A 25,687-nucleotide genomic window follows, 5' to 3' on the forward strand; every position below is an offset into this window, starting at 1 on the left:
CGTAAGACGAAATCCTTTCGGATGCACGGGCCAGGTCGAGAAAAGATTCCGCGCGGCGGGCCTGAACAAGGGCTTCGCGCGCGGCGAATGAAGATAACGCCGAAAAGGCAACCATACAGCAGCGGAGTGACGCCATGTCCCCCAGCGAAGTGGTCCGCGTAAGCGGCATCGAAGACGGAAAGCGCATCGAATCGCGCATTCTCGAAGAGCGCCTGCAAGGCGTTGTGCGCGACGGCGCGCGCAACGTGGAAGTGGATGCCTGCGGTCAGCACGGCATCGGCGGGCGTTTGTGGATATCGGAACAGGAACCCGTGCACGTCACCGTGCGCGGGTCGTCGGGCCAGCGGCTGGGTTCGCTGGGCAGCACCGGCACCACGGTGGAAGTGTTCGGCCCCGCGTCGGACGACGTGGGCTGGCTGAACGCGGGCGCCAACATCGTCGTGCACGGCAACGCCGGCAACGGCGCGTGCAACGGCATGGCCCAGGGGCGCGTGTACGTTGCGGGCAACATCGGCTCGCGCGGCATGACCATGACCAAGCAGAACCCGCGCTTTTCCGCGCCGGAACTGTGGGTGCTGGGCAGCGTGGGCGACTACTTCGCGGAATTCATGGCGGGCGGCACCGCCGTGGTCTGCGGCGTGGGCGCGCAGAACCCCGCCAACGTGCTGGGCTACCGCCCCTGCGTGGGCATGGTGGGCGGGCGCATCTACGTGCATGGCCCGCACGAGGGTTTTTCGCAGGCGGACGCCAAGCAGGTGCCCATCGACGATGCCGCCTGGGCGTGGCTGACCGAAAACCTGTCCGGGTTCCTGGCCGCCATTGGCAAGTCGGACCTTCTGGCCGGGCTTTCGGTGCGCGAGGACTGGCAGTGCATCGCCGCGCGCGGCCCCTTCGAGAAGGTGGGCAAGAAGCGCCGGGCCGTGGCCGACTTTCGCCGCAACGTGTGGGAGAAGGAACTGGGCATGGGCGGCCTTGTGGGCGACCTGACCTCGGTGGACCGCAGCCCCATTCCGCTCATCACCACCGGAGAACTGCGTCGCTTCGTGCCGGTGTGGGAAAACGGCCAGCACATGGCACCCTGCCAGTCCAGCTGTCCCACCGGCATGCCGGTGCAGGAGCGCTGGCGGCTGGTGCGCGAAGGCCTGATCGATGAAGCGGTGGACGTGGCCCTGGCCTACACCCCCTTCCCGGCCACCGTGTGCGGCTACCTGTGTCCCAACCTGTGCATGCAGGGCTGTTCGCGCAGCCTGCAACGCATGAAGCCCGTGGACATCACCCAGATCGGCAGGGCGGGCGCGGCATCGCGCGCGCCCAAGTTGCCCCCGCTGACCGGGACGAAAGTCGCCGTCGTCGGTGGCGGCGCGGCGGGCATCTCCGTCGCGTGGCAGTTGCGCATGCGCGGCGTTGCCGCCACCGTGTACGACATGGACAAGGAACTGGGCGGCAAGATCAGTTCGGCCATTCCCGGCAGCCGCATCCCGCAGGACGTGCTGGACGCGGAACTGGCCCGCGCCCGCGAGGTGCTGCCCCATGTGCATCTGCAACAGCGCCTGGGCAAGGACGAGTTTGCCCAGTTGAAGGCGGACAACGACTTCGTGGTGCTGGCCACCGGCGCCAACACCCCGCGCATGCTGCCCGTGCCCGGCAAGGAACTGGCCCGCACCGCGCTGGAATTCCTGAAGTCGGCCAAGTCCGGCACCGGCACCGTGGGCAAGCGCGTGGTCATCGTGGGCGCGGGCAACGTGGGCTGCGACGTGGCCACCGAGGCCGCGCGGCTGGGGGCGGAATCCATCACCCTCATCGACATCCAGACCCCGGCGGCCTTCGGCAAGGAAAAGGAAGAGGCGGAACACGTGGGTGCCACCTTCCGCTGGCCCTGCTTCACCAAGGAGATCACCCCCGAAGGGCTGGTGCTGACCACCGGCGAGCTGCTGCCCGCCGAAACGGTCATCTTCTCCATTGGTGACGCGCCCGGCCTCGACTACCTGCCCGAGGACATTGCCGTGGAGCGCGGCCACGTGGTGGTCAACGACATCCAGCAGACCACCGACGCGCGCGTCTTCGCCATTGGCGATGCGGTGCGCCCCGGTCTGCTCACCCAGGCCATCGGCATGGGCCGCAAGGCCGCCGAAGCCATCGTCGAGATGGCCGAAGGCAAGCGCCCCGTGTCCGACACCCGCAAGATGATCGACTATTCCCGCGTGAAGCTGGAATACTTCGACCCGCGCATCGACAACTTCCAGGACCTCGGCCAGTGCGGCGATGCCTGCGCCAGTTGCGGCGCGTGCCGCGACTGCGGCATCTGCGAGACCATCTGCCCGCAGGCGGCCATCAGCCGCCGCGAGGTGCAGGGTGGGTGCGGTTTCGAGATGGCCGTGGACGCCGACAAGTGCATCGGCTGCGGCTTCTGCGCCGGTGCCTGCCCGTGCGGCATTTGGAATCTGGTCGAAAATACTCCGATGGAGTAACCGGGCGCACGTCCCTGGCGGGTGCTGACGCAAAGAACAACGGGCGGTCCCTCCTTTCGGATGGACCGCCCTTGAATTTGCGACAAAGTTTTTTTTCGTGAAGAGTGGGGCTCTGCCCCACGCCCCGCAAGGGGGCCGCGCCCCCTTGACCCCTTATTGGGTAAAACTGTCTGGTGGGGGGGGGCGTTTCCCGGTCGGCTTTCCTGCCGGTTGGCAGTGGTTCCTACTGCAGAATGAACCCCATGGCCTTCAGGTCCTTGGCCCAGCAGCCCCACGGACCGGTCAGGAAGGTGACCTGCATGGTCTTGGGGTTGAAGCGCACCTTGGCGTCCTGGTCCAGGTGGCACTGGCGGTCGTAGTTGGTGTGGGTGATGCGCAGGGTCCACGTGCCGTCCTTGTTGGGGCAGGTTTCCTCCACGTACACCGGGTGGCCGGTGGGCATGCCGCGGCCCTTGTTGGCATCCAGTACCATGACCGAGCCGGGCGTGGGCGTACGGGTGGTGGCCCCGTTGCGCTGGGCGCAGGTGAACCACTGTACCGGGCTGGTGTCGCCCAGGCGGCAGGTGTCGATGCCGGTGCGGCAGCGGGCGTAGATCAGGCTCTGCGGCTGGCAGCGCCCGGTGACCTTCACCGTCTTGCCCTTCTTGTTCTTTTTTGTGGTGGTGGCGCCGGGGCGCAGCGAATAGCACTGGCCGCGCGTCTTTTCCTGGTTCATGGACACGCACTGGCCTTGCAGGACGCCGGTCAGCGGGTCGCACGCGGCGTCGTCCGGCGTGGTGGGCGAGTGCGGCTTGCTGGCCGTCTCGCGCATTCTGGCCACCTCGGCGTCCGTGGTGTCCTGGGCTGCGGCGTCCGGTTGGGTCTGGGCAACTGGGACGGGGGACGCGGCGTCCGGCACGGACGCGGGCTTGGCGCAGCCGGAAAGCAGCAGGGCCGTGGTCAGCAGAAGCGCCAGCAGGGGCTGTGAACCCCGTGTGGCGGCGGTGGCGGAAAGGCGAAACGGGCAAATGCCGGGCACGGTTCCTCCGGTGGGCGGGTGATGGCCGCGAATGATGAATGGGGCAAGGCGGGGGCGCGGGGGGTACCGTGCCCGATCATAGCCGCCCGTATGGTTGGCGTACATCCGTTGTCGTCGTCTATCCGCGCGGGTGCGGGCCGTCAATTGGATGATGCGGGCTGATGATGCCGGGCGTGATGCCGTCCGCGTTGGTGGCGGCATTTTTCGGGTGTTCATGCTGTCGCGGGGGGTTGCGGCGGGCTGCCGGTACGATATGCTGGGGCCAGGTACCGCAGGAACAACCGGAACGTACGGGGTGAACGATGCACGCGGCACAGGAAGCAGGCGCCCAGAAAGCATACCAACGGAAGGCATGCCCACGGACGCAACGCGCCGGTCAGGGGAATGGCCGTGCCGACCACGTGGGGCAAGGCGGCACAGCCGGCGTCATCCGCCGCGCACCCCTGGCAGTGCTTGCGCTGCTGGCGGTGCTTCTTGTTCCCGCCCGCTCCGCCATGGCTCTGGACGACATCGCCAACCTCAAGGGCATGGGCGTGGTGGCGGCGGGGCAGGTGAAACGGTTGGATTGTCCCATGTCAGGCCGGTTCGACTGCAACTCGTGGCCCACCAATTTCCTGAAGTTTGAATACGAAAACATCTGCTTCGCCACCGACCCCGGTACGTGCGGGGCCTATTGCAAGGGCATTCTGGCCACGGACAAGAGCAAGTCGGTGTATTTTTTCGAATCGCTACCGGGGGGCGACCTGGCCCAGCGTCGTGCGCGCGGGTATGAGTGCCCGCCGGGATTTTAGAGCCAGCGTGATTCGGCAACACACCCTGCGGGATTGCTCCAAATAGTCCCCGCCAGACGCACGGCACGAAAAACGGGCGGAACCGCATGCGGTCCCGCCCGTATGTTTTCATTGTCTGCGGTTCCGCGCCTACTTGTCTGCGGCCTTCTGCACGAACACCTTGTGTTCGGTGTCCTTCTCGTGCAGCCGGTGGTACGGCCCATACGGCATGGCGCTGAGGGCGATGGCGTTGGCCTGCATGGCGTAGGGCACGTAGTCGGCCATGGCGGTGTTCATGGCCGTCACCACCACCTGCACCAGCAGCCCGGCCAGCCCGCCGCCGTTGTTGTGGTTGGTCAGGTCTATGACCACCGTCCCGGAATAGTTCCACATTTTTTCGCCGGTAGTGGTGGACTTCAACTCGCACTCAACGGCCACGGTCAGGTACGAGGCCACCACGGCATACGAGGTGTCCCACTTCTTGATGCGGGTAAACAGCACCGCGTCGGCCCCGAAGTATTCCTTCAGGGTGTTCAGCGGCAGATCGTACAGCTGATGCCCGTCGGTAATGCCTTCGTGGGCCAGGATGTCTGCGGACACCTCGTACGGTAGCACGTAGTACCCGGTGTACACCAGCGGTTCCTGAATGGTGGTGGAGTAGTAGGTGGGGGCGTCCGCTGCCGTGGATTCGTTGATGGGCGGCAGCACCACGATGGAGCGCGGCTTCTGCTCGTACATCAGCGGAAAGAGTTCCGACTTGGTGGCCTGCTGCCCGATGTTGGCGCAGCCGCCCAGCAGGGCAAGGGCCAGCAGCAGCGCGGCGGCGATCAGTCTATTCATGGGCGGCCCCCTCCCCGGCGGGCAGCACGGGCGCGTCGTTTATCGCATCGGCGGGGGTGATGACGCCCCCCTTGCTGTCCGCGTCTTCTGCCGCCGGTTTCTCCGCTCCGGTTCCGGACGAGGCGTCCGCCCAGGCCAGCAGGCGCGCGGTGAACACCTTGGATTCCGGGTACAGGCGGTTTTCCGCTTCGAAGTACTTCTTCGCTTCGGCCATCTGGCCCGCCTTCAGGTGGATGTAGCCCAGTTCGGCGAAGATGCCGGGCGGCACGGGCAGGTTGCGCTGTTCGGACTTGGCCACGATGTCCTGCATGGCCTTGATGTGCTTGTCCTGCTGGTCCTGCGCGGGGTTCTTGCGGCAGGCGTAGAGGGTGGAGGAGTAGTTGTCCATGCAGTACATGGCGTTGCCGGGCTTGGCGCAGCCGGTGCACAGCACGCACAGGGCGGCGGCCAGCAGCGCCAGTTGCACGACCCGCAGGGGATTTGCCATGGAGCGAGTGGTCTCGTGCGTCATGGTCATGGGACAAGAATCTCCTTGGTCATGCCCGCGCCTACCAGCACGGTACGGTTCACCACCGCCACGCCGTCGCGTTCGACGATGACGGTGTAGCGGCCGGGGGCCACCTCGTACACGGTGTCCTTGGTCTTGGGGGTGGTGTTCCAGTCCTTGGCGCCGCTGGACTGCCCCAGGGTGAAGGGGGGCAGGTCGTTCAGGCGGGCCACGGCACCCTTGGCGTTGCCGGTGAACCAGAAATAGGCCTTGGTGTCGCCCTGCACCACGCCCTCGCGCGAGGCGCAGCCCGCGAACAGCCCGGTAAGCAGCAGCACGGCGGCCAGCGCCGCCAGCGTTGCGATGCGTATGGATGTCTTGTGCATGATGCCCCCTAGCGAACTTCGCGGATGAACAGTTTGCCGTAATCGTTGGTGGCGTCCCACGCGGCCAGCGATCCTTCCTGCAACGCGCAGGCGGAAATTTCGCTTTCCGGCGTGTCGCCCAGGGTGGCGGCCACGCGCAGCCTGCCCACCACCTTGCCGGGCAGGACGATGTCCATGTTGGTCTGGGGGTTGCGCACCTTCTGCCCTTCGGCCACCACGTCGAACAGGTCGCCCGCCTTGATGTTCTGGGTCTTGCCGCCGGAAATCAGGTACTGCCCGCCTTCCTGGGCCAGGATGTAGCCCTTCCAGGGGCGTTCCAGCAGGTTTTCGATGATGTTGGACGACACGTTGGTGATGGCCGCCTCGATGGCCTTGTCGTTCAGCGTGGTGTCGTACCCGGCGCGACTGCCCACGCCCATGATGCTGCCGGCTTCGGAATAGGCCTCGCCGCTGCCTTCCTCTGCATGGATGATCTGGCCGGTGGAAACCTCCACCAGGCGGATATGCACCTTGGCGAAGGCCACCTGGCGCTTGGAGCGGCTGAACACGCCCACGTCGCCCACGTCCTTGCGCCCGAATTCGGTGACGGAGCCCAGAATCAGGTAGTCCGCCATGTTGCGGTATTCACCCGCGCCGCCGATGCCCAGTTCCTTCTGGATCTTGTCCAGGTCGGCCCGTTCGATGAGGATGAACTTTTCGGTGGCCACCAGCTTGGAGGACAGGATGTCCACGGCCTGCTTGCCCAGGCGGTCGCGCGAATCCTTGTCCAGAAAGAAGCTCTGGCCATACTTGGTTTCATTGGTGAAACGACCGATGGCGACCTTGCGCTTCACGCCCTTCTTGTCCATGGCGGCGGCCTGCTGCACGGTGGGGCTTACCGCTGCCGGTGCACCCTCCACGCGTTCCGCCTTGGGCCGCTCGGTGGTGGCGCATCCTGTCATCAGGAGTGCTGCTGCCAGAAAGGGAATCAACCTTTTCAACACGTTGTGCCTCCCCAAAGGTTAGAACGGAAAATGAAAGTGATTGCTTACCAATAGATACACGTCTTTACAATATGCATGGGGGGTTACTGATTAGATTTGCGAATTTGTATAGCGCGGGCCGATGGGGAATCGTTCTGCGGGCATCGTTGCCCGCATGCCCGTGTGGGTGCGGCACCTTTCGACATCCCGGCACCGGAGCGTGCCGGGATGTCATGCTTTGCCCGTACCTGCCGATATGCTACGGAAAGCGCACGCCTCGCCGCGCGGGGCCGCGCCCGTACATCATCCGGAGGTTCCATGCCCGCCACCGATGCCCCCCTCGCCAAATGGATGTTCCTGCACCTGCTGCACGGCCTCAGCCAGTCCGGCTACGCCATGGCCGGGGCCAACGAACTGCTGGGCGAACTGGACAAGTTGCCGCCGCAGCAGCGCAAGGCGCGGGTGTTGTTCGGCACCGGGCTGCTGCGCCAGGCCCTGCTGCTGAATCCGCTGGATGCCGGGCTGCGCGGGCTGGTGGGCCAGCTTGGGGCCATGGCCGCGCCCTCGCCCGCCTATGTCGCCTGGCTGAAGGCGTCCGCCGCCGTGCTGGACGGCCAGCCGCAGGTGCCCGCCAACGAGGCCTTCGGCAGGGCCTGGGACCTGCCCGCCGACCCGGACGCGGTGCTGGCCGCCTGCCGCGAAGCCACGGCGCCCGGTGACGTGTTCGCCTGCCTGATGCGCCTGTGGGAAATGGGCGCGTGGGAACAGACGGCGGCGGGTATTGCGCATTTTCTCGCATCCCCTGCGGCCCCGGCGGGCGCGGGCGTACTGGCCCACGCTGCCCATGCGGCGGGCGCCTCCGCCCTGCGCGACGAATTGCTGGCCAAAGCCCTGCCGTGCCCGCTGACGATCCTGCTGCGCGCCCGGATGGCCGAGGCGGCCGATGATCTTTCCACGGCCCGCGCCCTGTACATGGAGGCGCTGGACGCCGAACCCGCCCTGCTGTTCCTGGTGCGCCACCTGGCCCAGATGGGCAGGCCGGAGGCCCCGGCATCCGTGCTGGAGGGGCGGCGCATCGGCGTGGGGTTCTACACCTGGAACAAGTTGCAGGTGACACTGGATACCCTGGCCAGCCTGCTGGATTCGGACATCGGCGGGGCGCACGTGGCGCTCATCAACAACGGGTCCACGGCGTTTTCGCGCGACGAGTTCGAGGCGGGCGTGCGCGCGGTGGCCGCCGGACGGCAGGTGGAGCTGATCCAGCTGCCCATCAACATCGGCGCGCCCGCCGCCCGCAACTGGCTGTGGCACCTCGACTCCATGCGCGACAGGGAGCTGTTCGCCTTCTTGGACGACGACGTGCTGCTGCCGCGCACTTGGCTGCGCAGCTACGTGCAGGACATGGACGAGATGCCCGGCACGGTGGTGGTGGGGCCGCAGGGGGTGAACCCCGGCAGCCTGCCCACGGTGCAGTACGTGGCCCGCTACTTCGAGAAGACCGGCAAGCACCTCATCCGGTTCACCAACAACGCGCCGCTGGTCATGGATTTCGGCCAGTACGGGCAGCGCCGCCCGTGCCTTTCGGTGATGGGCTGCTGCCACCTGCTGGACAAGGCGGCCTGCGCCCGGCTGGGCGTGCCCGACTTCGACCTGCGCTTTTCGCCTTCGCAGGTGGACGATCTGGAGCACGACATCCAGGTGTGGAAGGCCGGGGGCCGGGTGGTCTACGACGGCAGGGTGCGCGTGGTGCACCGTCAGGATGCCGGGCGCGCCGCGCCGCTGTCCGAGGCCTCGTGGGGGCACGTGTGGGGCAACCACTACAAGATGGAACGCAAGTTCACGGAACAGGAACTGGCCAGTGTGGACCGGGCCACCCGTGCCGCCGACGTGGCAGACCTGGTCGCCGCCTACGAATCGGTGGCCGGGCAACTGCCGTCCGCCGCGCGGGCGTACGTGGGGCTGTGCGTGCGCAGCCTTCAGGCGGCGGCTGGCGAGAACGTGCTGTAGGCAGGCCCCTCGTCACGTTGCAGGAATCGGAAAATGACGGCGGCGCGCTCCGGAAGGGGCGCGCCGTTCTTGCGTCGTGCGGGGGGAAGGGCGGAGTGAACCTCAGGCGTAACGGGCGCGCACAGCCCGAAACAGTTCGGGCATGCGGTCATACTGGTGCACCATGACGGCGGGCAGGCCCGCGTCGTTCAGGATGTGGCCGCATGCGTCGATGGCGGGCGGGGTGGCCTTGTAGCCCAGGGTCAGGATGGGGCCCGCGTTGTCGTGCGCGGTGACCGTGGGCAGGTGACCGCCGTGCAGCAGGTGGTTGTGCACCCCCTGGTCGTACCCGGCCATGCCGGTGGGCGGCGGGGGCGTACCACCAGATGCGGATGTCGATGCCGGTGGCGGGGGCGGCGGGGGTGGCGCAGGAGAGAACGGCAGCAGCAGTGCTGTCAGCCGTTCCAGATAGTCCAGCATGGCCGCATGGCCACCCACGGTGGTGCCGGAGCAGGAGATGCGCTGCCCGGCCAGCGCCCGCCATGCCGCATCGCCCAGATGCCCGGTGACCCAGCGGGTCATGTACGGGCAGGTGCCGATGGTCATGCGGGCGTCTTCCAGGGTCACGTTCAGGCCGTCGGCCCACGGGAAGGAGAACGGATCGCGCTGGAAGATCACGTCGCGCACGTCGGTGATCAGGACGCGGGCGTACGGGGGCTGGGCCTTTCGCAGCAGGTCCAGGTACAGGAAGTAGCGCAGGGCGTTGTAGGGCAGGTGGGCCAGCGCGGGCGGGCGCTCGAAGGGCAGGATGTCCGCGCCCATGTCGGCCATGCGGTCGGTGTCGCGGGTGGTGGGCGAGGTGAACAGCACGCACCGCCCCGCGAAGCCGGTGGCCCGCAAGGATGCGAGGAAGGGGCGCACGTCGCCCGCATGGTACCCGGCGGCCAGCCCCATGATCAGGTCAGGGCCGAGGACGGGGGCGTCCGGCAATGCGCGGTGGAGTTCGTGGGTGGGGGGCTGGGTCACGCCACAGGCTTGCCCCGCGCCGCGCCAAAAAGCAAGCGGTGCAGGGGCGTGCAGCCGGGCGGATGGTCGGGACATGCAACCAGCGGGCAACCAGCAGGCAACCAGCGGGCAGCCGCCGGGCGCGCCGGCTTCGCCGGACGGGCAGGGACCAGACGGACCCGGAGCCTACACCGGCACGGCCAGCACACCGGTAACGTCGTTCACGTAGTCCCCGGAATTCTTGTACTCGCGGTACCCGCACGAGGGGGCCGCGCCCAAGGCGTAGCGGCGTCCCCGCATATCGTGGATGCAACTGACCCCGGCCGGGTCGCTGGTGAGGGCCTGCGGCGGCAGGGCCAGCACATGGCCGGGCCGGATATCCCGGCTGGTTGAGGACACCACCGTGCCGCCCGCGTCCACGTACAGGCCAAAGGCCCCGCGCATGGGGGCCTGTGCCTCGTCGCGGGGCAGGGCGTCCACCAGCATGGCCTCGAACTGCGGTTCGGCATCGAACACGATGCCGATGCCCCCCACCGTGGTGCGTTCGTCCGTGGGGTGCATCACCGCAGCGTTGTAGATGTAGGTGGGCCGTCCGCCGTACAGGTCCGAGGGGGCAAAGGGCGACACCCGGTATTCCTGCTGGTTGCGGATGGACTGCACGGTCTGCCGCACGAAGTCCACGTCCGACAGGTCGCGCCCCAGGCAGTCCTCGTTGTCCGGGTTGGAAACGGCCACCACCACCCCGGCGGCGTTGTACACGCACAGGTCGTGGTACACGGTGTACAGTTCGTGGATGTAGCGCAGTATTTCGGTGATGCGCCGCCGGTCGGCCTCGGGCGGCATGGCCCGGCCACTGCCCGCCCGGTCCAGGATGTGGCGGAAGGCGGGCGTCAGGGCCCACCAGCGACAGTCGTTGGCCCGTTCGTACAGGTTGCGGTCCATGATGTCGCAGGCCAGGGCGGCCTTGAAGCGCAGGTCGCTCAAGAGGGACGAGGAGACCGTGGCGTACAGGTCGTCGATGGACTTGACGAACATGTCCTTGGTCTTGTGACCGATCTTGCGGATCTCGTCGAGCACCGGCAGGAATTCCTGGGCGTTGCGCTTTACCGCGATGATCTGGCCGTTGATGACCACAAGGCCCAGGTCCTGGTTCACGTCTTCCGACGTGGCGGCGATGTCCAGCAATTCGTCCGAGAAGATGCACGACGGTTCGGCGTCGTCTTCCTGCGCGCCGCCATCTCCTTGTTCGTTGGCGGGCGGGTGCAGGGATTGGGTTTGGTCCATGCCCCCGGCGGAACAGGTGCCGTTTTCGCCGTCGGCAAATGCGGCGTGCGGCGGCGTGGCCGCGCAGCCCCGCCAGCCCAGCCCCACGTAGCCCTGATACCCGTTGGTGGGGGCGCTGAAGGTCAGGTATTCGTCACTGCCGCTGCCCAGCGATGTCAGCGCGCGAGGCGCCCGTGCCCCCAGGCACGAACCCACCTGGAAATCGGCGGGCGCGCTGGAGGCGATGACCGTGCCCGCATCGTCGGTGAGGCACAGCGCCACACCCTTTCTGCCGTTGACCAGCTTGCGGAAAATGCCCTCCATCTCGTTTTCGAAACGGAAGCACAGGCACAGCACACCCAGCGGGCGGCCCGTTTCCGGGTGCAGGATGCGGTGCGAGAAGATGTGGGCCACGGGCTTGCCGGGGCGCAGGTCGGACGGGCGGAAGGTTTCCAGGTATCCGTCGGCGGCAAGGGTGGCGGCCACCAGCGGGTCGGACGAGATGCGCACCGGGGTGGCCTCGTCAAGCTGGGCGCGCACCCGGCCGTGCGTATCAAGCACCAGGATTTCGTCGTAGACGGTGTACTTGTCTCGGTAGTCGCGCAGGCGGCTGCGAACGGCGGCGCAGGCGTCGTCCGGCGCGACAGCCGCGTCGGCAGCGCCGTTACCGGTGTTTGTGTCGGAACCCGTGCCCGCGCTGGCAGCAAGACCGGCCACGCAGACCTCGTCGTCATCGCGGGCGGTGGCGGCCAGAAAGTCCACCAGCACCCCGTCGGTGGCCAGAAAGCCCACGTCCGCCGTGCGTTCGAACAGGTTGCGCACCACGATGTCCACGGCCACCTGGGCCATGCCCCCCAGTTCCAGCGCCACCTTGCGGGTGTTTTCGCGGGCCAGGCTATCGATGAGGCGTTCCTGCAATTCCTGGAACTTGCGTTGTGCCTCGTCCATGGAATCAAGCAGGGTGGCGGCAACGGACAGGCTGTTGATCTTGCCGGTCAGCGAAACGCGGGTCCACCACTTGGACAGCGAGCTCAGCGAACTGCGGTATTCGCCGATGCCGGGCATGTGGTGCAGGTACCTTCGCAACTCCACGTCTATACTCATTTTTTCGTCTCGCTGTTGGCGTATTGACGATAACGCAAAAAACCGGGCGCAAATTCTAGGGTCATATCTCGCATATTGCCATGATTGTAAATGTCATTATTCGATTGACGGTTGCCATTGTGAAGTGTGCGCTCGAACAACGCGCTGGAATCATGCGTATTTCTTGCTTCCTGAAAATGTACAAAAAAAGCCCCCAGAAGGGCTGGGGGCACGGTGAGAACGGGTAGGGTGGTGCGTGTTTCGGGCGGGGGATTCCAGCAGGGTAGTGCCAAGGCATGCCGCACTGTCACCGCCTTGGCGTGCGGGAAGCGGCGTGTGCACGGGGTTGTCCGCCTGCCCTGACTGCTGTCGGGCCATCGACCGCGCGGGAAGGGGCGGCGGGTTGTGCGGCTACAGCGGCGCGTTTGCGGGCATGGCGGGCAGGATGGCTGCGCGCAGCGCGTCATATGCAACCTGATGCGGGTCCGCGTGGTGTGCGCCCGCCGGATGCGGGGCCTGCCGCGTGCGGGACTGGGCGCGGGCGTGCATGTCCACCGGGGCCACCCGGCCTTCGGTGAGCACGGCGGCCTCGTCGCAGAACAGCGGCACCAGACGCACGTCGTGGGTCACGAACAGGTAGGCGGTGCCCGTGGCGCGGCGCAGTTCGGTCAGCAGATCCAGCACGCGGGCCTGCACCAGCATGTCCAGGCTGCTCAGGGCCTCGTCCAGCAGGATCAGCCGGGGACGGGGCGCCAGGGCGCGGGCGATGCACACCCGTTGCAATTGCCCGCCGCTCAGGCGGTGGGGCAGGCGGTCCAGCAGGGCCGGGGAAAGGTGCACCTGTTCCAGCAGTTCACCGGCACGGGCGCGGCGTTGGCGGCGATTCAGCGGGGTGAAGTTCTCCAGCGGTTCGCCGATGATGCGTTCCACGGTCAGGCGCGGGTTCACCGCGTTCACCGAGTTCTGGAAGACCACCTGCACGTGGCGGCGGTCCTTGCCAAGGCCGTGGCGCACATCCCGGCCCATAAACCGCACTACGCCGCCGTCGGGCCGTTCCAACCCCAGGGCGATGCGGCACAAGGTGCTCTTGCCCGCGCCGCTGGGCCCGACAACACCGGTGCAGCCGCCTTCGCGCACGGTCAGGTCCACGCCGCGCAGCACCTCGCGCATCTGGCCCGGGGCGAACCACCCGCCGGTGCGGTAGCTGCGGGTTACCCCGCGCAGTTCCAGCAGGGGCGGGGTCCCAAGGTTCGCCGTTGCGGACTGCCGGGCAGGTGGGGCGGCTATGGTGTCGTCGGCGTGATGCATGGCGGAGTCCTTCATGGGCGGCTTGCGGCGGCGGATGAGGTGACAAGGGGCTGCGGCGCCACACCGTCCGCGAGTGGCGGGCGCAGGCCGTACAGCCGGTGGTGGGCGGCCAGCAGGGCGCGGGTATACGGGTGGCGCGGCGCGCTGAACAGTTCGCGCACGTCGCCCTGCTCCACCACCCGGCCATGGCGCATGACGGCCATGCGGTCGGCCATGCGGGCCGCCACGCTAAGGTCGTGGGTCACCAGCAGGATGGCCATGTTGCGGGTGCGGCGCACCTGGTCCAGCAGGTCCAGCACGTGGGCCTGCGAGGGCAGGTCGAGGTCGGTGGTGGGCTCGTCGGCGATGAGCAGCGGTACATCCAGCACCAGGGCGAGGGCGATCATCACCCGCTGGAGCATGCCGCCGCTCATCTGGAAGGGGTAGTGGCGCAGGATGGCCTGCGCATCGTCAAACCCCACCTCGCGCAGGGCGGCAAGGGCTGCTGTGTGCCAGTCGGGGCGGCGGGTGCCTTTGGGGCCGTCCTTGGGAGCGGCGGGCAGATGGGCGGCCAGGGTTTCCTGGAAATGCGCGCCGATGGTGAACACCGGGTCGAAGCAACTGGCGGGATTCTGGAGCACGTAGGCTGCCCCGCGTCCGCGCAGCAGGCGCAGCCGTTCCGGCGGCGCGCCGTCCGCTGCATGCCCTTCCGGGGCCTGCCAATCCACGGTCTGCCCATTCACGCGGATGGTGCCTGCGGTACGGGCCACGCCATCGGGCAGCATGCCCAGCAGGGCCATGCAGGTCAGCGATTTGCCGCAGCCGCTTGGCCCCACCAGGCAGACCACCTGGCCGCGTTCCACCGTCAGGTCCACCGGGCCAACGAGGGGAGGCCCGAGAGCGGGGCCGGACAGGGCAGGCTTTGTCGTTCCGGTTTCGGTGTCGCGTACCGTACCGGCGGTTCGGGCGGCGCGGCGCAGTTCCAGTCCGCGTACGGCCAGTGCGGGCACGGGCGCGGGAGCGGACGCGGCGAGCGCAGGGGCCATGTCGCTCCTGTCGTCCCCCGCGCGCGCGTCAGTGCGCACTTCGTCGAGCTCCACCGGGCGGTTGCCTGCGGCATCGGGATATTCCGGGGCAGTCAGCCCGTCCCCTCCATCCGCTCCGACCGGCCCGACCATCCCATCGGTAGCATCGATTCCGTCGGGGGCATGCGCCGCGCAGGCCGCGCCCCCTTCCGTCTCGCGCGCGGCGGCGGGGTCCAGGGCGTCGCGCAGGGCATCGCCCAGCAGGTTGAAGGCCATCACCGTCACGAAGATCATCAGGCCGGGGTACAGCAACTGTTCAGGGTGTGCGCCGATGTATTCGCGCGCATCGCCGATCATTACCCCCCATTCCGGCGTCGGGGGGCGCACCCCAAGGCCCAGGAAGGACAGGCCGGAAACGTGCAGCAGCATGTGACCCACGTCCAGCCCGGCCATGACCAGCATCTGGGCCAGCACCGGGGGCAGGATGTGGCGGAGCACCAGCCGCGCCGGTCGGGTGCCCGCAGCGCGCGCGGCCAGCACGTATTCGCGCTGCTTCAGCCCCAGCACCAGCCCGCGCGCGAACCGCGCGTACCAGGCCCAGTGGGTGCAGGCCACGGCGATGATCACGTTGGTCAGCCCCGACCCCAGCACCCCCACCAGGAACAGGGCCAGGATGAAGGTGGGAAAGGTCATGAACACGTCGCAGGCGCGCATGAGCAGGCTGTCCACCCGCCCCCCCGCGTAGCCTGCCACGCAACCCGCCGTCAGCCCCACGGCCACGATGCAGGTCAGGATGGCCCCCACGGCGAACAGCGAAACCCGCGTGCCGTGGCACAACCGGGCCAGCACGCTGCGGCCCAGATGGTCCGTGCCCAGGGGTTCCTCCAGGCTGGGGGCCTCGAACTTGCGGGTAATGTCCACGTCAGCAGGATGGCGAGGAGAAAGGTACGGCGCGAACACGGCCATGGACAGGATGATGCACAAAAGGGCCAGCGCGGCAAGGGCCGTGGGCCGCGACAGCAGTTGGCGCAACAGGGTGTTGCCCGGGGCTGCGCCGGGATAGGTCGCGGGGACGACAGGGGGGGCGGCGGCGTCGAGTGCTTCCGTACTCATGCGCGGTCCTCCCCCAGGCGGATGCGCGGGTCGGCCCACGCGTACAGGATATCCACGGCCAGGTTGCACAGCACGAAGATGGCCGTCATCAGCAGCATGAAGCATTGCAGGATGGGGTAGTCGCGGTTGTACACGGCGGACACCGCGTAGCGGCCCACCCCCGGCCAGGCGAACACCGTTTCAACGATCACCGCGCCGCCCAGAAGTTCACCCACGTGCATGCCAAGCGAGGTCAGCACCGGGATCAGCGAATTCTTGAACATGTGCCGCCAGACCACGGCATGTTCGGAAATGCCGCGTGCCCGTGCATACATGATGTGCCGGGCGTGCATGTTTTCCAGCAGGCTGGTGCGGATGAGCCGGGTGTTGATGCCCATGGACATCAGCGACAGGGTGATGGCGGGCAGCACCATGTGTTCAAGCCCGCCGCGCCCCAGCGCGGGCAGCCAGCCCAGCTTGACCGCGAACAGCCACACCAGCAGGAAGCCCAGCCAGAAGTTGGGCAGGGATACGCTGGTGAAGGACAGGGCGCGGGCCGCGTTGTCCAGCGGACGGTCGCGGTGCAGGGCCGCACCGACCCCGAGGGGGACGCTGACGGCCAGGGTGAGCAGCAGGGCCGCCCCGGCCAGTTGCAGGGTGGCGGGCAGGTAGTGCAGCACCTCGCCCAGCACCGGGCGCCCCGTGACGTAGGAGTTGCCGAAGTCGCCGATGACGGCGCGGGCCAGCCAGCGGGCGTACTGTTCCCACAGGGGCAGGTCCAGTTCCAGCATGCGGCGGGCGGTGGCCAGGGCCTCGTCGGTGGGGGGGATGCGCGACAGGCGCAGGTAGGCCATGGCCGGGTCGCCCTGGGCGGCGCGCAACAGCAGGAAGACCACCACCGAGACCAGCAGCAGCAGGGGGATGAGCGCGGCGAGGCGTTTCAGGATGTAGGCGGGCATGCGTGTTTCCGGAGCTGAGGGGGCGGTGTCGGCTGTTGGATGTGTCGCCGTCCGCGCGCCCGTACCAGCCATCCGCGCCGGAAATACCGGCGCGGAGTATAAGGAAGAAAGGCATAACGGCTGATTGGAAAAGGGCCTTCGGGGCCGGACGTGTGTGTCGGCCCCCGGCGGCAGGAAATGGGGAAGGCGGCGCGTGGCCGCCCTCCCGCGTTTTGCTGCTATTTCAGGAGCATGTCCTCGAAGGGGATTTCCGTGTCCATGGCGCCGAAGTGCACCCCGTCCACGCGGGCGGTGTGTACCACCATGCTGGTCTGGTAGGTCAGCGGCAGGTACACGGCCTGGTCGTGCAGGGTGGTCAGGATGTCGCGGTACAGGTTCTGGCGCGTGGTTTCGTCGGTGGTCAGCAGCACCTTGCCGATCCTGGCGTCGATGTCGGCCTTCATGGGCAGGCCTATCTGGGCCTGGTAATCGGCGTGGGTGGGCACGCGCATGCCGCTGACGAAGGAATGCGGATCGTAGGGTGCGCCCCAGGTATCGCCGAAGACCATGCCGAAGGTGCCGTTCTTCTGGCGCTCGCCGATGGCGTCTTCTTCCTCGCCGATCAGGTTGGCCTGCATGCCCACGCGGGCCAGTTCAGATTGCAGGAATTCCGCGATGGCCTTTTGCAGGGCGTCGTTGCCCACGAAGCACAGGTCCACGGTCAGCGGCTTGCCGTCCTTCATGCGCGGGCCTTTGGGGCCCTGGGGATTGGTGCGTTTCCAGCCCGCCTCGTCCAGCAGTGCTTCCGCCTTGGCGATGTCGTGGGCGTAGGGGGGCAGCTTCAGGTCGCAGTAGGGGGACGTGGGCGGGAACAGGGCGTCGGCGCGGGCTTCCGCGTTCAGGAAGATGCCCTTGACCATGGCGTCTTTGTTGATGGTGTGCAGGATGGCCTTGCGCACGGCTATGTCGGCGGTGGGGCCGCTCTTGCTGTTCAGCGCGATGACCCGGCTGGCCTGCGGCGGCGAAAGGTAGGTGGCGTACTTGCCGCCCTTCTTCAGGGCGTCGAAGGCTTCCAGGCTGATCTGTCCGCCGCCGTGTCCGCCGCCGCCGAAGACCAGGTCAAGTTCGCCCGCCTGCAAGGCCACCAGCCGGGTATTCGGGTCCGGGATGACCCGGACCACGATGCGCTTGATGGCGGGCTTTTTGCCCCAGTAGGCGTCGTTGCGCTCGAGCACGTCGTATTCGCCCTTGCGGGTTTCCACCAGCTTCCACGGGCCGGTGCCGATGGGCGCCTTGATGCCCTCTGCGGTGTTGCCGGATGCGGGGAACGCCGAGGGCGACAGGAAGCGCACGGGCCGGATCAGCGCCAGTTCCTGCAACGCGGGGTAGTAGGCGTTCTTCAGCACCAGGCGCACGGTGCGCGCATCGGGCGTTTCCACCTTGTCGATCTGGGCCACCAGTTCCAGCCAGTCGTGCGAGGCGCGGTTGGCCAGCACCGTTTCAAGGTTCATGCGCACGGCCTTGGAATCGAAGGGCGTGCCGTCGGAAAAGGTCACGCCCTTGCGCAACGTGAAGGTGTACACCTTGCCGTCGGGCGACACGGTCCAGCTTTCGGCCAGCCAGGGTTCGATGGCGCCGCCCTTGGCGTACTTGACCAGCGATTCATACACCATGCCCTGGGCAAACATCTGGTTGGGCGAATACTTGTGCGGGTTCAGTTCACCCACGTTGGAGGGCCAGGAATAGCGCAGGGTGTCCGCCGGGGTGTCGGCGGCGTGCGCGGCAAGGGGAGCGGCAAGGCCGCCCGCCAGCGCCACGGTGAACAGCATGAGGGCGGCAAGCATGGGCCGCAGAAGCGCACGCAGCCAGTGGCGCGGGAAATGGGCGACAACACAAGGCGACCGGGTCGGCATGTCGTTCTCCGAATTTTGAATGTGTATTACGGATAAAAAAATACAAAGTGTGTTACTCCAAATGCCAGAGTGGAAAATTCATGTCAACGACACTGCGGACAGATGGCGGTTTTCTTTGGTAATGCCTTTTTATTTTTGGGTGTTGCGTCGCGCCGGTCCGCGCTGAGGGCTGCGAGCGTGATTGAATGATCGCGGGAGGGAAGTATTTGAGGGATGCGCAGGACGGTATGCCGGATGTTCGGTCGGGCCGTCCGCAGGGTTGGTGCGGTGTCGTGTGACATCCGGGGGCATGCGGGCAGGCCGGGGAGTGCGTGCATGATATTTCCACAAAATCCCGCGATGGAACTTTCTGGATTGGTCTTCATGATGTAGCATTGGCTGCGGAAAACGCAGAAGCAGTCACGAATTTTCAGGACAGGCGGCAGTCACGATAATTTTATTTTGCATGACTCTTGGCAGGTGTTATCTTGTGTGCATGAATTATCCTGCTGCGAACCGTTCACGCAGGAAATTGCATGTCCGCGCATATTCACATACAGCCATGCACAATCATGACAGGAGAACCATCATGAAAGTCAGCGCCCGCAATCTTATCCCCGGCAAGGTCAAGGAAATCACCGTTGGTGCGGTCAATTCGGAAGTGATCATCGAAGTGGCCCCCGGCATCGAAGTGGTGTCCATCATCACCAAGCGCTCGGTGGAAGACATGGGCCTCAAGAAGGGCTCGGACGTGAAGGCCATGGTCAAGGCCTCCAACGTCATGATCGTCACCGACTAGCAGGTTCGGCGCGGGGCGCATGCGGCATGGCCCGACGCCCTGATGCTTCCAGGCGATGAAGCCCCCGCTCCGGAAAGAGCGGGGGCTTTTGCATGCGTCGGGTGGCTATGGAAACGCACTGGCCATGGAGTAGAGCACAAGGCCCCCAGCGAAGTTTTTCGCCGGGGGCTTTTGATGCCAAGCGGGGTGCGCCGCCGTGTCAAACGTCGCGCGCGGGTACACGTTCGGGTCGGCAAACGCAAAAAAGGGTTGGAACGTTTGTTCCAACCCTTTGCTGTCTGCGTGGTGCCGAGGGAGAGAATTGAACTCCCGACACGGGGATTTTCAGTCCCCTGCTCTACCAACTGAGCTACCTCGGCGTCGCGGAGAACCTGAATAGGCAAAATGGATGGGCTTGGCAAGCACTTTTTGGCGCGAGGATGATTTTTCTGCCGGACGGGGGCGGGGATTGAAGTCCCTCGGGTCCGACGGCTGGGATGGGTGGCTTGGCCGGTCGGCAGGTGCTACGCGCCGGGGCGTTTCATGCGGGTTTGGGCCGCTCCGTGCTTCCCGGTGGTGGTGGGGGCTGCCGGTGTTTGCCCTTTCCCTACAGCAGCATGCGCTTGGCCTGGCGCATGGCGTTGCGGCAGTCGCACACGAAGCGGAAGGCCGCCCGGTGCCGGGGGGTGGCATCGCGCGGCAGCACGCCCGTTTCGGCCCAGGCGAACAGTTCGTCCATGGGCGCGGCCACGCTGAACCAGAAGCCCTGTTCCATGGGCACCGGGCTGTGCGCGTAGTGGCCGAACAGGATGCGGTCGTCCACGATGATGCACGGCGCGCAGGGCAGGGCGTGGGTTTCGTACACTTCCACCAGCCCTTCGTGGCGCACGGCCAGCCGCACGATGAAATCGCGCGAGGCAGCGAATTCGTGCCCCATCTGCACCGCCGTCAGGTCCGGGCGCAGGGCGTGCAGGAATTCGTCCACCCAGCCCCGGCGGGATGCGAGCGGCACGGTGATCATCTGCAGGCGGCGGAAGGTGGGCTGGGCCAGGGCGGTGTGCAGCGCCTCGGCCAGCGCGGGCATGCGCCCGAATTCGGCGTACAGGGCCATGTGCAGCACGATGCGCTGGCGGGCTTCGGCCAGCACCTGCGGCAGGCTTGCGGTATGCAGGCCGACGTACATGCGGCGTTACTCCTCGTAGATCATCCGGCGGGTCATGCCGCCGTCCACCAGCCAGTTCTGCCCGGTGACGAACCCGGCGTCCTCCCCGGCCAGAAAGGCCACCAGCGCGGCCACGTCGCGCACCGTGCCCACGCGGCCCACGGGGTGCTGGGCGCGGTCGGCTTCCGTGTGCACTGGCGTTTCGCGGTGTGCCGCCTTGCGCAGGTGGCGTACCTCTATCCAGCCCGGCGAGATGCAGTTCACCCGCACCTCTGGGCCAAGGCTCACGGCCAGCGCGTGCGTCAGGGCAACCAGACCTCCCTTGGACGCGGCGTAGGCCTCGGTATGCGGTTCCGACTGCACGGCGCGGGTGGAGGCGATGTTCACCACCACCCCGCGCGCGGCCCGCAGGTGGGGCACGGCGGCGCGCACCATGCGCATGGGGCCGGTCAGGTTCACGTCCAGCATGCGCTGCCAGTGGTCCATGTCCATGGTTGCCACGTCGGCGGGGCCGGAATGGGGATTGGCGATGCCCGCGTTGTTCACCAGCAGGTGCAGCCCGCCGAAACGGGCCACCGTGGCGGCCACGCAACGGTCCGCGTCGGCCTGTTCGGCCACGTTGCCGTGCAGGGCCAGCAGGGAAGGGGATGTCGTGGAAGCACCCGGATGTGCGGGTGACGGGGCGCCGTTGTCCGCCGCCAGTTCGGCGGCCAATGCTCCGGCCAATATTCCAGTAAGTCCGGCCAGCGCCTCGGCGTCGGCATCCATGGCGGCCACGCGCATGCCGCAGGCCAGCAGATGCTCCACGATGCCCCGGCCAATGCCTTGCGCACCGCCGGTGACCAGCGCCACGCGGCCCGCCAGGGTTGGGGCGGGGGAAGGGAAATCGGCGTTCGGACACGGGGCGGGGTGTTCCACGGGGCTCCTGCGGCGGTGGGCGGCTGGCGCGGCCATGGGGGTTGTTTCCCCGGCGGGCCGCTACGCGCCACCGGCGCCCGGCGAGTCTAGCCCGCCTGCATCGCCGTGGCAACCGTGCGGCCCGTCACCATCAGTCACCACCAGTGCCGGGGGTAGCGCCGCCCGCGCGGGATGTTGTTCACCAGCAGGGCCACCACCAGCAGGGCGGCGGCCCCGGCGGCCACGGGCACCACGGCGTACTTGTAGCCCAGGGCCTGAATCTGCGGGCTGCCGGTGACGGCGATGAGCGCGGTGGCCCCGCCCGGCGGGTGCAGGGTGTCGGTCAGGTGCATCAGGGCGATGGCGGCGGCCACGGCCACTGCCGGGGCCAGCCACGCCGTGGCCAGCACCTGCGCTTCGGCCCCCGACATCCCGACCATGCCCGGTACCCCCAGGTTCCGCGCCACGAACACCCCCACCAGCGCTGACAGAACATGGCCGCCCAGCAGATTGCGCGGCTGCGAAAAGGGCGCGCCCGGCGCACCGTAGGCCAGCACCGCCGAGGCCCCGAACGAGCCGATGAGCACAAAGCCGTCGCCCGGCGAGGCTACCCGGTCGCACAGCCATGCCACCACGCCGATGCCGCACAGCGCGCCGATGAACGACCACAGGGTTTCGGAAATGTCGGGTCTGGGCAGCAGGCCCAGCAGGCCGGGGCGGCAGTTGTCGCGGCCGCAGCCGCACATCTTGCGGAAATAGTCCATGGTGTGGTCGCAGGCAGAAGGGTGGATGAAGGCCGGGTGCACAAGGTCGATCCCTACGGGCCGGGGGGCGGAATCCGGTCGTAACGCCGCACCCGGCAGCAGTGCAGGCTACCTTGGCGCAACCGCATCCGCCGTGACCGTGGTCACATTTCCGGAAATGGCGCCGGACTGTGCCCTCATGCTGCTGTTGCGGTGGTTGCAGGCGGCGGGTGCGGTCAGCCCCCGGCAACCATTCGGGAATCCATCGATAACCTGCCGCAATGGTGGGTCTTTCACTGTCCCGGCGGAAAAGGTGGGTTTTCCACAGATTTCATCAACATGTGGAAACACTTTTATCATGTTGATATGAAAGGGAATGAAAAAATATTCTTGCCAACCTGTAGTGCGCGGGCTATGGGCGAATCCTGCACATGCATCGGGCGCCGCGTTCCTGTTCCGGGGGCCGCGCGCACCGTACGCCACGATACCAAGGAGCCCACCGCATGACCCGCAAGGACCGTACCGAAGGCATCTACAGCCGCCGCGAGGTGCTCGACGAGAGCGAACGCAGGCAATACTACCTCATCCAGCTGAAGGATCTGCTTTCCTACGCCTACCGCTATTCCGAGGACGTGAAGAAGCGCTTCGACCGCGCCCAGTTCAACGTGGAGAAGTTCAAGACCCTCACGGACCTCAAGCACATTCCCATCCTCAAGAAGAAGGAACTCATCTTCCTCCAGTCCATGGGGCCGCGCCTTGGCGGGCTGTTGACCAAGGACCTTGGCGAGTTGAAGCGCGTGTTCCTGTCGCCCGGCCCCATCTTCGACCCCGAAGACCGCGCCGACGACTACTGGGGCTACACCGAGGCCTTCTATTCCGTGGGCTTCCGCCCCGGCGACGTGGCCCAGATCACCTTCAACTACCACCTCGCCCCGGCGGGCCTGATGTTCGAGGAACCCCTGCGCAACCTGGGTTGCGCCGTGGTGCCCGCAGGCCCCGGCAACGCGGCCACGCAGCTCGAGATCATGTCCAAGCTGCGCGTGTCCGGCTATGTGGGCACGCCCAGCTACCTCCTGCACCTTGCCCAGAAGGCCGAGGAAAAGGGCATGAACCTGCGCAAGGACCTGTTCCTTGAAGTGGGCTTCGTCACCGGTGAAAAATTCTCCGAAAAGCTGCGCGCGCAGCTCGAGAAGAAGTTCGACCTCATCATGCGCCAGGGCTACGGCACGGCGGACGTGGGCTGCATCGGCTACGAATGCTTCCACAAGACCGGCCTGCACATCGCCAACCGCTGCTACGTGGAAATCTGCCATCCGGACACCGGCATTCCGCTGAAGGACGGCGAGGTGGGCGAAATCGTGGTCACGGCCTTCAACAAGACCTACCCGCTGATCCGCCTGGCCACTGGCGACCTGTCGTACATCGACCGTTCGCCCTGCCCCTGCGGCCGCACCAGCCCGCGCCTTGGCTCCATCGTGGGCCGCGTGGACACCACCGCGCGCATCAAGGGCATGTTCGTGTACCCGCACCAGGTGGAACAGGTCATGTCGCGCTTCGAGGAAATCAAGCGCTGGCAGATCGAGGTCACCAACCCCGGCGGCATCGACGAAATGACCCTGTTCATCGAGGCCAGCAACTTCAAGCGCGAGGACGAACTGCTCCACCAGTTCCGCGAGAAGATCAAGCTGCGCCCGGAACTGAAGATCCTTGCGCCCGGCACCCTGCCCCCGCAGATCCGTCCCATCGAGGACAAGCGGGTATGGGACTAGCCGGAACCCGGCATATCAGCGGACGCGGGGCGGGAAGTTTCCTGCCCTGCGTGCCGCTGCTTCTGCTCGTGCTGCTGGCGGGCGGCTGCGCTGCGGCGCGGCCGCCCGACAGCGGCGGGGGCACGAGGGGCGCGACGGTTGCCGTACCGGTGACCGCGATAGCGGCCACGACCACACCGGGGGCCGCACGCATGGGCATGCCCACTCCCCGCCTGCCCGACGGCACGCTGGTGACGGTGTCGAAGGCCGGGGAAATCCGTACCCTGGATCCGGCGGACGCCGCACGGCAGGCCCTGCGTCACGACTACATCCTGCTGGGTGAGTCGCACACCAGCGCGTGCGACCACCGGGCGCAGGCCGCGTTCATCACCGCCCTGCTGGCGGAAGGCGCGCGCCCGGCCATAGGCCTTGAGATGGTGCCCCGCGACGGGCAGCCCGCGCTGGACGAATTTTCGCGGGGGGCCACCCCGCTGGACAAGCTTTCCGATGCCCTGGACTGGCCGAAGACCTGGGGCTACGACTTCGAGCTGTACAAGCCCGTGTTTGTCGTGGCCGACTGGGCGCGCCTGCCCGTGCACGGCCTGAACGTGCCCCAGCGCGTGGTGCGCCAGGTGAGCCGGGGCGGGCTGGAATCCGTGGCCGAGGCCGACCGGGTCTGGCTGCCGCCGTCCATCATCGCGCCCGCGCCGGAGCAGCGCGCCACGCTGACCGCCATTTTCCGCGAGCACGCGGCCATGCGGACCGGGCGTGCCGGTGGTGCTGGGCAAACCGCACCGCAGGGGCAGCAGCCCCAGACCGGGCAGCCCCAGAAGGGTCAGCCGCAGATCGGGCAGATTCAGGCCGGGGAGCAGCCAGTCGCAACGCCATCCGCTGTACAGGCGGCTTCCGTCACCCCAATCACTCCAATCACCCCCGTCCCCCCCGTCCCCCCAGTTGAGTCGGAAGCCGCATCATCCGTCACGCCATCCTCTGCGCCATCGGTCACCCCCGCCAACGACGCCGAAGCCCTCGAACGGTTCCTGCTGGTGCAGTCGCTGTGGGATTCGGCCATGGCCCACCAGGCGGTGCGGGTGCGCGTGGCCCACGGTGGCCCGGTGGTCATTCTTGCGGGCGGCGGGCATGTGGAGTTCGGCTGGGGCATCGCCCGGCGCATTCGCCTGCTGGACCCGGATGCTCACGTGCTGCTGGTGATGCCGTGGCGCATCGCGCCGGATGCGGATGTCAGGCCCCCGGTGCCCGACGCCAAGGGCGCGCCCGCAAATGTTTCTGTCGCGGAATCTGCGGACACCCCGCCCGATGCGGCGCAGGCCGACATGTTCTGGGTGTGCCGGGCAGAGCCGGAACCGCCGCGCCCCATGCCCGGCATGCCAGCCGCTGCGGGCGGCCCCGCACGGCCCCGTCTGGGCCTGCTGTTGCAGCAGGAAGCGGACGGCGCGCGCGTGGAACAGGTGGAGCCGGGCTCCGTGGCCGAGCGCGCCGGGTTCCGTCCGGGCGACCTCATCCTGCGTGTGGGTGACCGCGTGGTGGACAGTATGCGCGTGCTGCACGAGGCGGGCGCGGCTGCCGTGGCCGCCGGGCAGGACGTGCGCTTTACCGTGCGCGGTCCCGGCGCTGCCGACGGCGAACGGGTGTTGACCGTACCCGGCCTGAAGTAGCAGTTTTCCGCAGCCACCCGCGCTGCCGTGCGTCCCGAGTTTTTGCCACGGACAGCGGTTGCGCAGGGGAGGGTTGCGTTGCGGAATCGGACGAATTGGAATTTGATTGGTTCGCCCCGATTGGCATGCGTCAACGGGGTGCGTCCTGCCGGAGTGGGCCCCGTTGGGCATGGGAATCCGG

General features: G+C 67.3%; 20 protein-coding genes and 1 tRNA gene. 6 read left to right on the plus strand and 15 right to left on the minus strand.

The annotated features are described in order from the left end of the window. Window positions 1–134 precede the first annotated feature (134 nt). Window positions 135–2,468 carry an FAD-dependent oxidoreductase gene (locus ABWO17_RS06030; protein WP_353116669.1) on the plus strand — a complete coding sequence of 778 codons (2,334 nt, stop codon included), beginning with the start codon at window positions 135–137 and terminating at the stop codon, window positions 2,466–2,468. 223 nt (window positions 2,469–2,691) lie between these two features. Here the strand turns inward: ABWO17_RS06030 and ABWO17_RS06035 are convergent, their stop codons facing one another. After that, a complete protein-coding gene (locus ABWO17_RS06035; protein WP_353116670.1) occupies window positions 2,692–3,486 on the minus strand; it encodes a hypothetical protein in 795 nt (264 codons plus the stop codon). A 449-nt stretch (window positions 3,487–3,935) separates the two neighbouring features. Between ABWO17_RS06035 and ABWO17_RS06040 the strand changes: the two genes are divergently transcribed. Further along, entirely contained in the window at window positions 3,936–4,277 is a 342-nt protein-coding gene (locus ABWO17_RS06040; protein WP_353116671.1) for a hypothetical protein, read from the plus strand. Window positions 4,278–4,406: 129 nt separating this feature from the next. Here the strand turns inward: ABWO17_RS06040 and ABWO17_RS06045 are convergent, their stop codons facing one another. Genes ABWO17_RS06045 through ABWO17_RS06060 form a run of 4 tightly spaced genes read right to left on the minus strand, consistent with a single transcriptional unit; the run spans window position 4,407 to window position 6,910 of the window. Continuing rightward, on the minus strand, window positions 4,407–5,096 hold the full coding sequence (locus tag ABWO17_RS06045) for a GNA1162 family protein (RefSeq protein WP_353116672.1): 690 nt from the start codon (window positions 5,094–5,096) through the stop codon (window positions 4,407–4,409). Then, complete coding sequence (locus tag ABWO17_RS06050; RefSeq protein ID WP_353116673.1) at window positions 5,089–5,613, minus strand: DUF4810 domain-containing protein; 525 nt, start codon at window positions 5,611–5,613, stop codon at window positions 5,089–5,091. The genes ABWO17_RS06045 and ABWO17_RS06050 overlap by 8 nt, the downstream gene beginning before the upstream one ends. After that, window positions 5,610–5,969 (minus strand): hypothetical protein, encoded by a 360-nt coding sequence (locus tag ABWO17_RS06055; RefSeq protein ID WP_353116674.1) that lies wholly within the window; start codon window positions 5,967–5,969, stop codon window positions 5,610–5,612. The genes ABWO17_RS06050 and ABWO17_RS06055 overlap by 4 nt, the downstream gene beginning before the upstream one ends. Window positions 5,970–5,977: 8 nt before the next feature. Then, window positions 5,978–6,910 (minus strand): CsgG/HfaB family protein, encoded by a 933-nt coding sequence (locus ABWO17_RS06060; RefSeq protein ID WP_353116675.1) that lies wholly within the window; start codon window positions 6,908–6,910, stop codon window positions 5,978–5,980. A 339-nt stretch (window positions 6,911–7,249) separates the two neighbouring features. Here ABWO17_RS06060 and ABWO17_RS06065 point away from each other — a divergent pair, with 339 nt between their 5' ends. After that, a complete protein-coding gene (locus tag ABWO17_RS06065) occupies window positions 7,250–8,938 on the plus strand; it encodes a glycosyltransferase (protein ID WP_353116676.1) in 1,689 nt (562 codons plus the stop codon). 102 nt (window positions 8,939–9,040) lie between these two features. Here the strand turns inward: ABWO17_RS06065 and ABWO17_RS06070 are convergent, their stop codons facing one another. The 6 genes from ABWO17_RS06070 to nikA all read right to left on the minus strand — a co-directional run bounded on the left by ABWO17_RS06070 (window position 9,041) and on the right by nikA (window position 18,523). Then, complete coding sequence (locus tag ABWO17_RS06070) at window positions 9,041–9,943, minus strand: hypothetical protein (RefSeq protein WP_353116677.1); 903 nt, start codon at window positions 9,941–9,943, stop codon at window positions 9,041–9,043. A 165-nt stretch (window positions 9,944–10,108) separates the two neighbouring features. Continuing rightward, entirely contained in the window at window positions 10,109–12,289 is a 2,181-nt protein-coding gene (locus ABWO17_RS06075) for a cache domain-containing protein (RefSeq protein ID WP_353116678.1), read from the minus strand. A 390-nt stretch (window positions 12,290–12,679) separates the two neighbouring features. Further along, window positions 12,680–13,576: an ABC transporter ATP-binding protein gene (locus ABWO17_RS06080; protein ID WP_353116679.1), complete on the minus strand. Its 897-nt coding sequence runs from the start codon at window positions 13,574–13,576 to the stop codon at window positions 12,680–12,682. Between the two features lie 11 nt (window positions 13,577–13,587). Then, a complete protein-coding gene (gene nikC, locus ABWO17_RS06085; RefSeq protein WP_353116680.1) occupies window positions 13,588–15,693 on the minus strand; it encodes a nickel ABC transporter permease subunit NikC in 2,106 nt (701 codons plus the stop codon). Next, entirely contained in the window at window positions 15,690–16,631 is a 942-nt protein-coding gene (gene nikB, locus ABWO17_RS06090; protein WP_353116681.1) for a nickel ABC transporter permease subunit NikB, read from the minus strand. Before nikB ends, nikC begins: the two co-directional genes overlap by 4 nt. A gap of 218 nt (window positions 16,632–16,849) precedes the next feature. Continuing rightward, the gene (gene nikA / locus ABWO17_RS06095) at window positions 16,850–18,523 is read right to left on the minus strand and encodes a nickel ABC transporter substrate-binding protein (protein WP_353116682.1); all 1,674 of its coding nucleotides are present in this window, start codon (window positions 18,521–18,523) and stop codon (window positions 16,850–16,852) included. Window positions 18,524–19,091: 568 nt separating this feature from the next. Here nikA and ABWO17_RS06100 point away from each other — a divergent pair. Continuing rightward, window positions 19,092–19,301 (plus strand): TOBE domain-containing protein, encoded by a 210-nt coding sequence (locus tag ABWO17_RS06100; RefSeq protein ID WP_035068085.1) that lies wholly within the window; start codon window positions 19,092–19,094, stop codon window positions 19,299–19,301. Window positions 19,302–19,584: 283 nt separating this feature from the next. Here ABWO17_RS06100 and ABWO17_RS06105 read toward each other — a convergent pair. The 4 genes from ABWO17_RS06105 to ABWO17_RS06120 all read right to left on the minus strand — a co-directional run bounded on the left by ABWO17_RS06105 (window position 19,585) and on the right by ABWO17_RS06120 (window position 22,103). Further along, window positions 19,585–19,660, minus strand: a tRNA-Phe gene (locus ABWO17_RS06105). A gap of 227 nt (window positions 19,661–19,887) precedes the next feature. Then, window positions 19,888–20,463 carry a hypothetical protein gene (locus ABWO17_RS06110; RefSeq protein WP_353116683.1) on the minus strand — a complete coding sequence of 192 codons (576 nt, stop codon included), beginning with the start codon at window positions 20,461–20,463 and terminating at the stop codon, window positions 19,888–19,890. A gap of 6 nt (window positions 20,464–20,469) precedes the next feature. After that, the gene (locus ABWO17_RS06115; RefSeq protein ID WP_353116684.1) at window positions 20,470–21,360 is read right to left on the minus strand and encodes an SDR family oxidoreductase; all 891 of its coding nucleotides are present in this window, start codon (window positions 21,358–21,360) and stop codon (window positions 20,470–20,472) included. Between the two features lie 134 nt (window positions 21,361–21,494). Further along, entirely contained in the window at window positions 21,495–22,103 is a 609-nt protein-coding gene (locus ABWO17_RS06120; protein ID WP_353117477.1) for an HPP family protein, read from the minus strand. A 482-nt stretch (window positions 22,104–22,585) separates the two neighbouring features. Here ABWO17_RS06120 and ABWO17_RS06125 point away from each other — a divergent pair, with 482 nt between their 5' ends. Further along, window positions 22,586–23,851, plus strand: a complete 1,266-nt coding sequence (locus ABWO17_RS06125) for a phenylacetate--CoA ligase family protein (RefSeq protein WP_007526208.1) — start codon at window positions 22,586–22,588, stop codon at window positions 23,849–23,851. After that, a complete protein-coding gene (locus ABWO17_RS06130; protein ID WP_353116685.1) occupies window positions 23,842–25,506 on the plus strand; it encodes a ChaN family lipoprotein in 1,665 nt (554 codons plus the stop codon). The genes ABWO17_RS06125 and ABWO17_RS06130 overlap by 10 nt, the downstream gene beginning before the upstream one ends. Window positions 25,507–25,687 lie beyond the last annotated feature (181 nt).

It is taken from the genome of Nitratidesulfovibrio sp. (assembly GCF_040373385.1).
Taxonomy (GTDB): domain Bacteria; phylum Desulfobacterota; class Desulfovibrionia; order Desulfovibrionales; family Desulfovibrionaceae; genus Cupidesulfovibrio.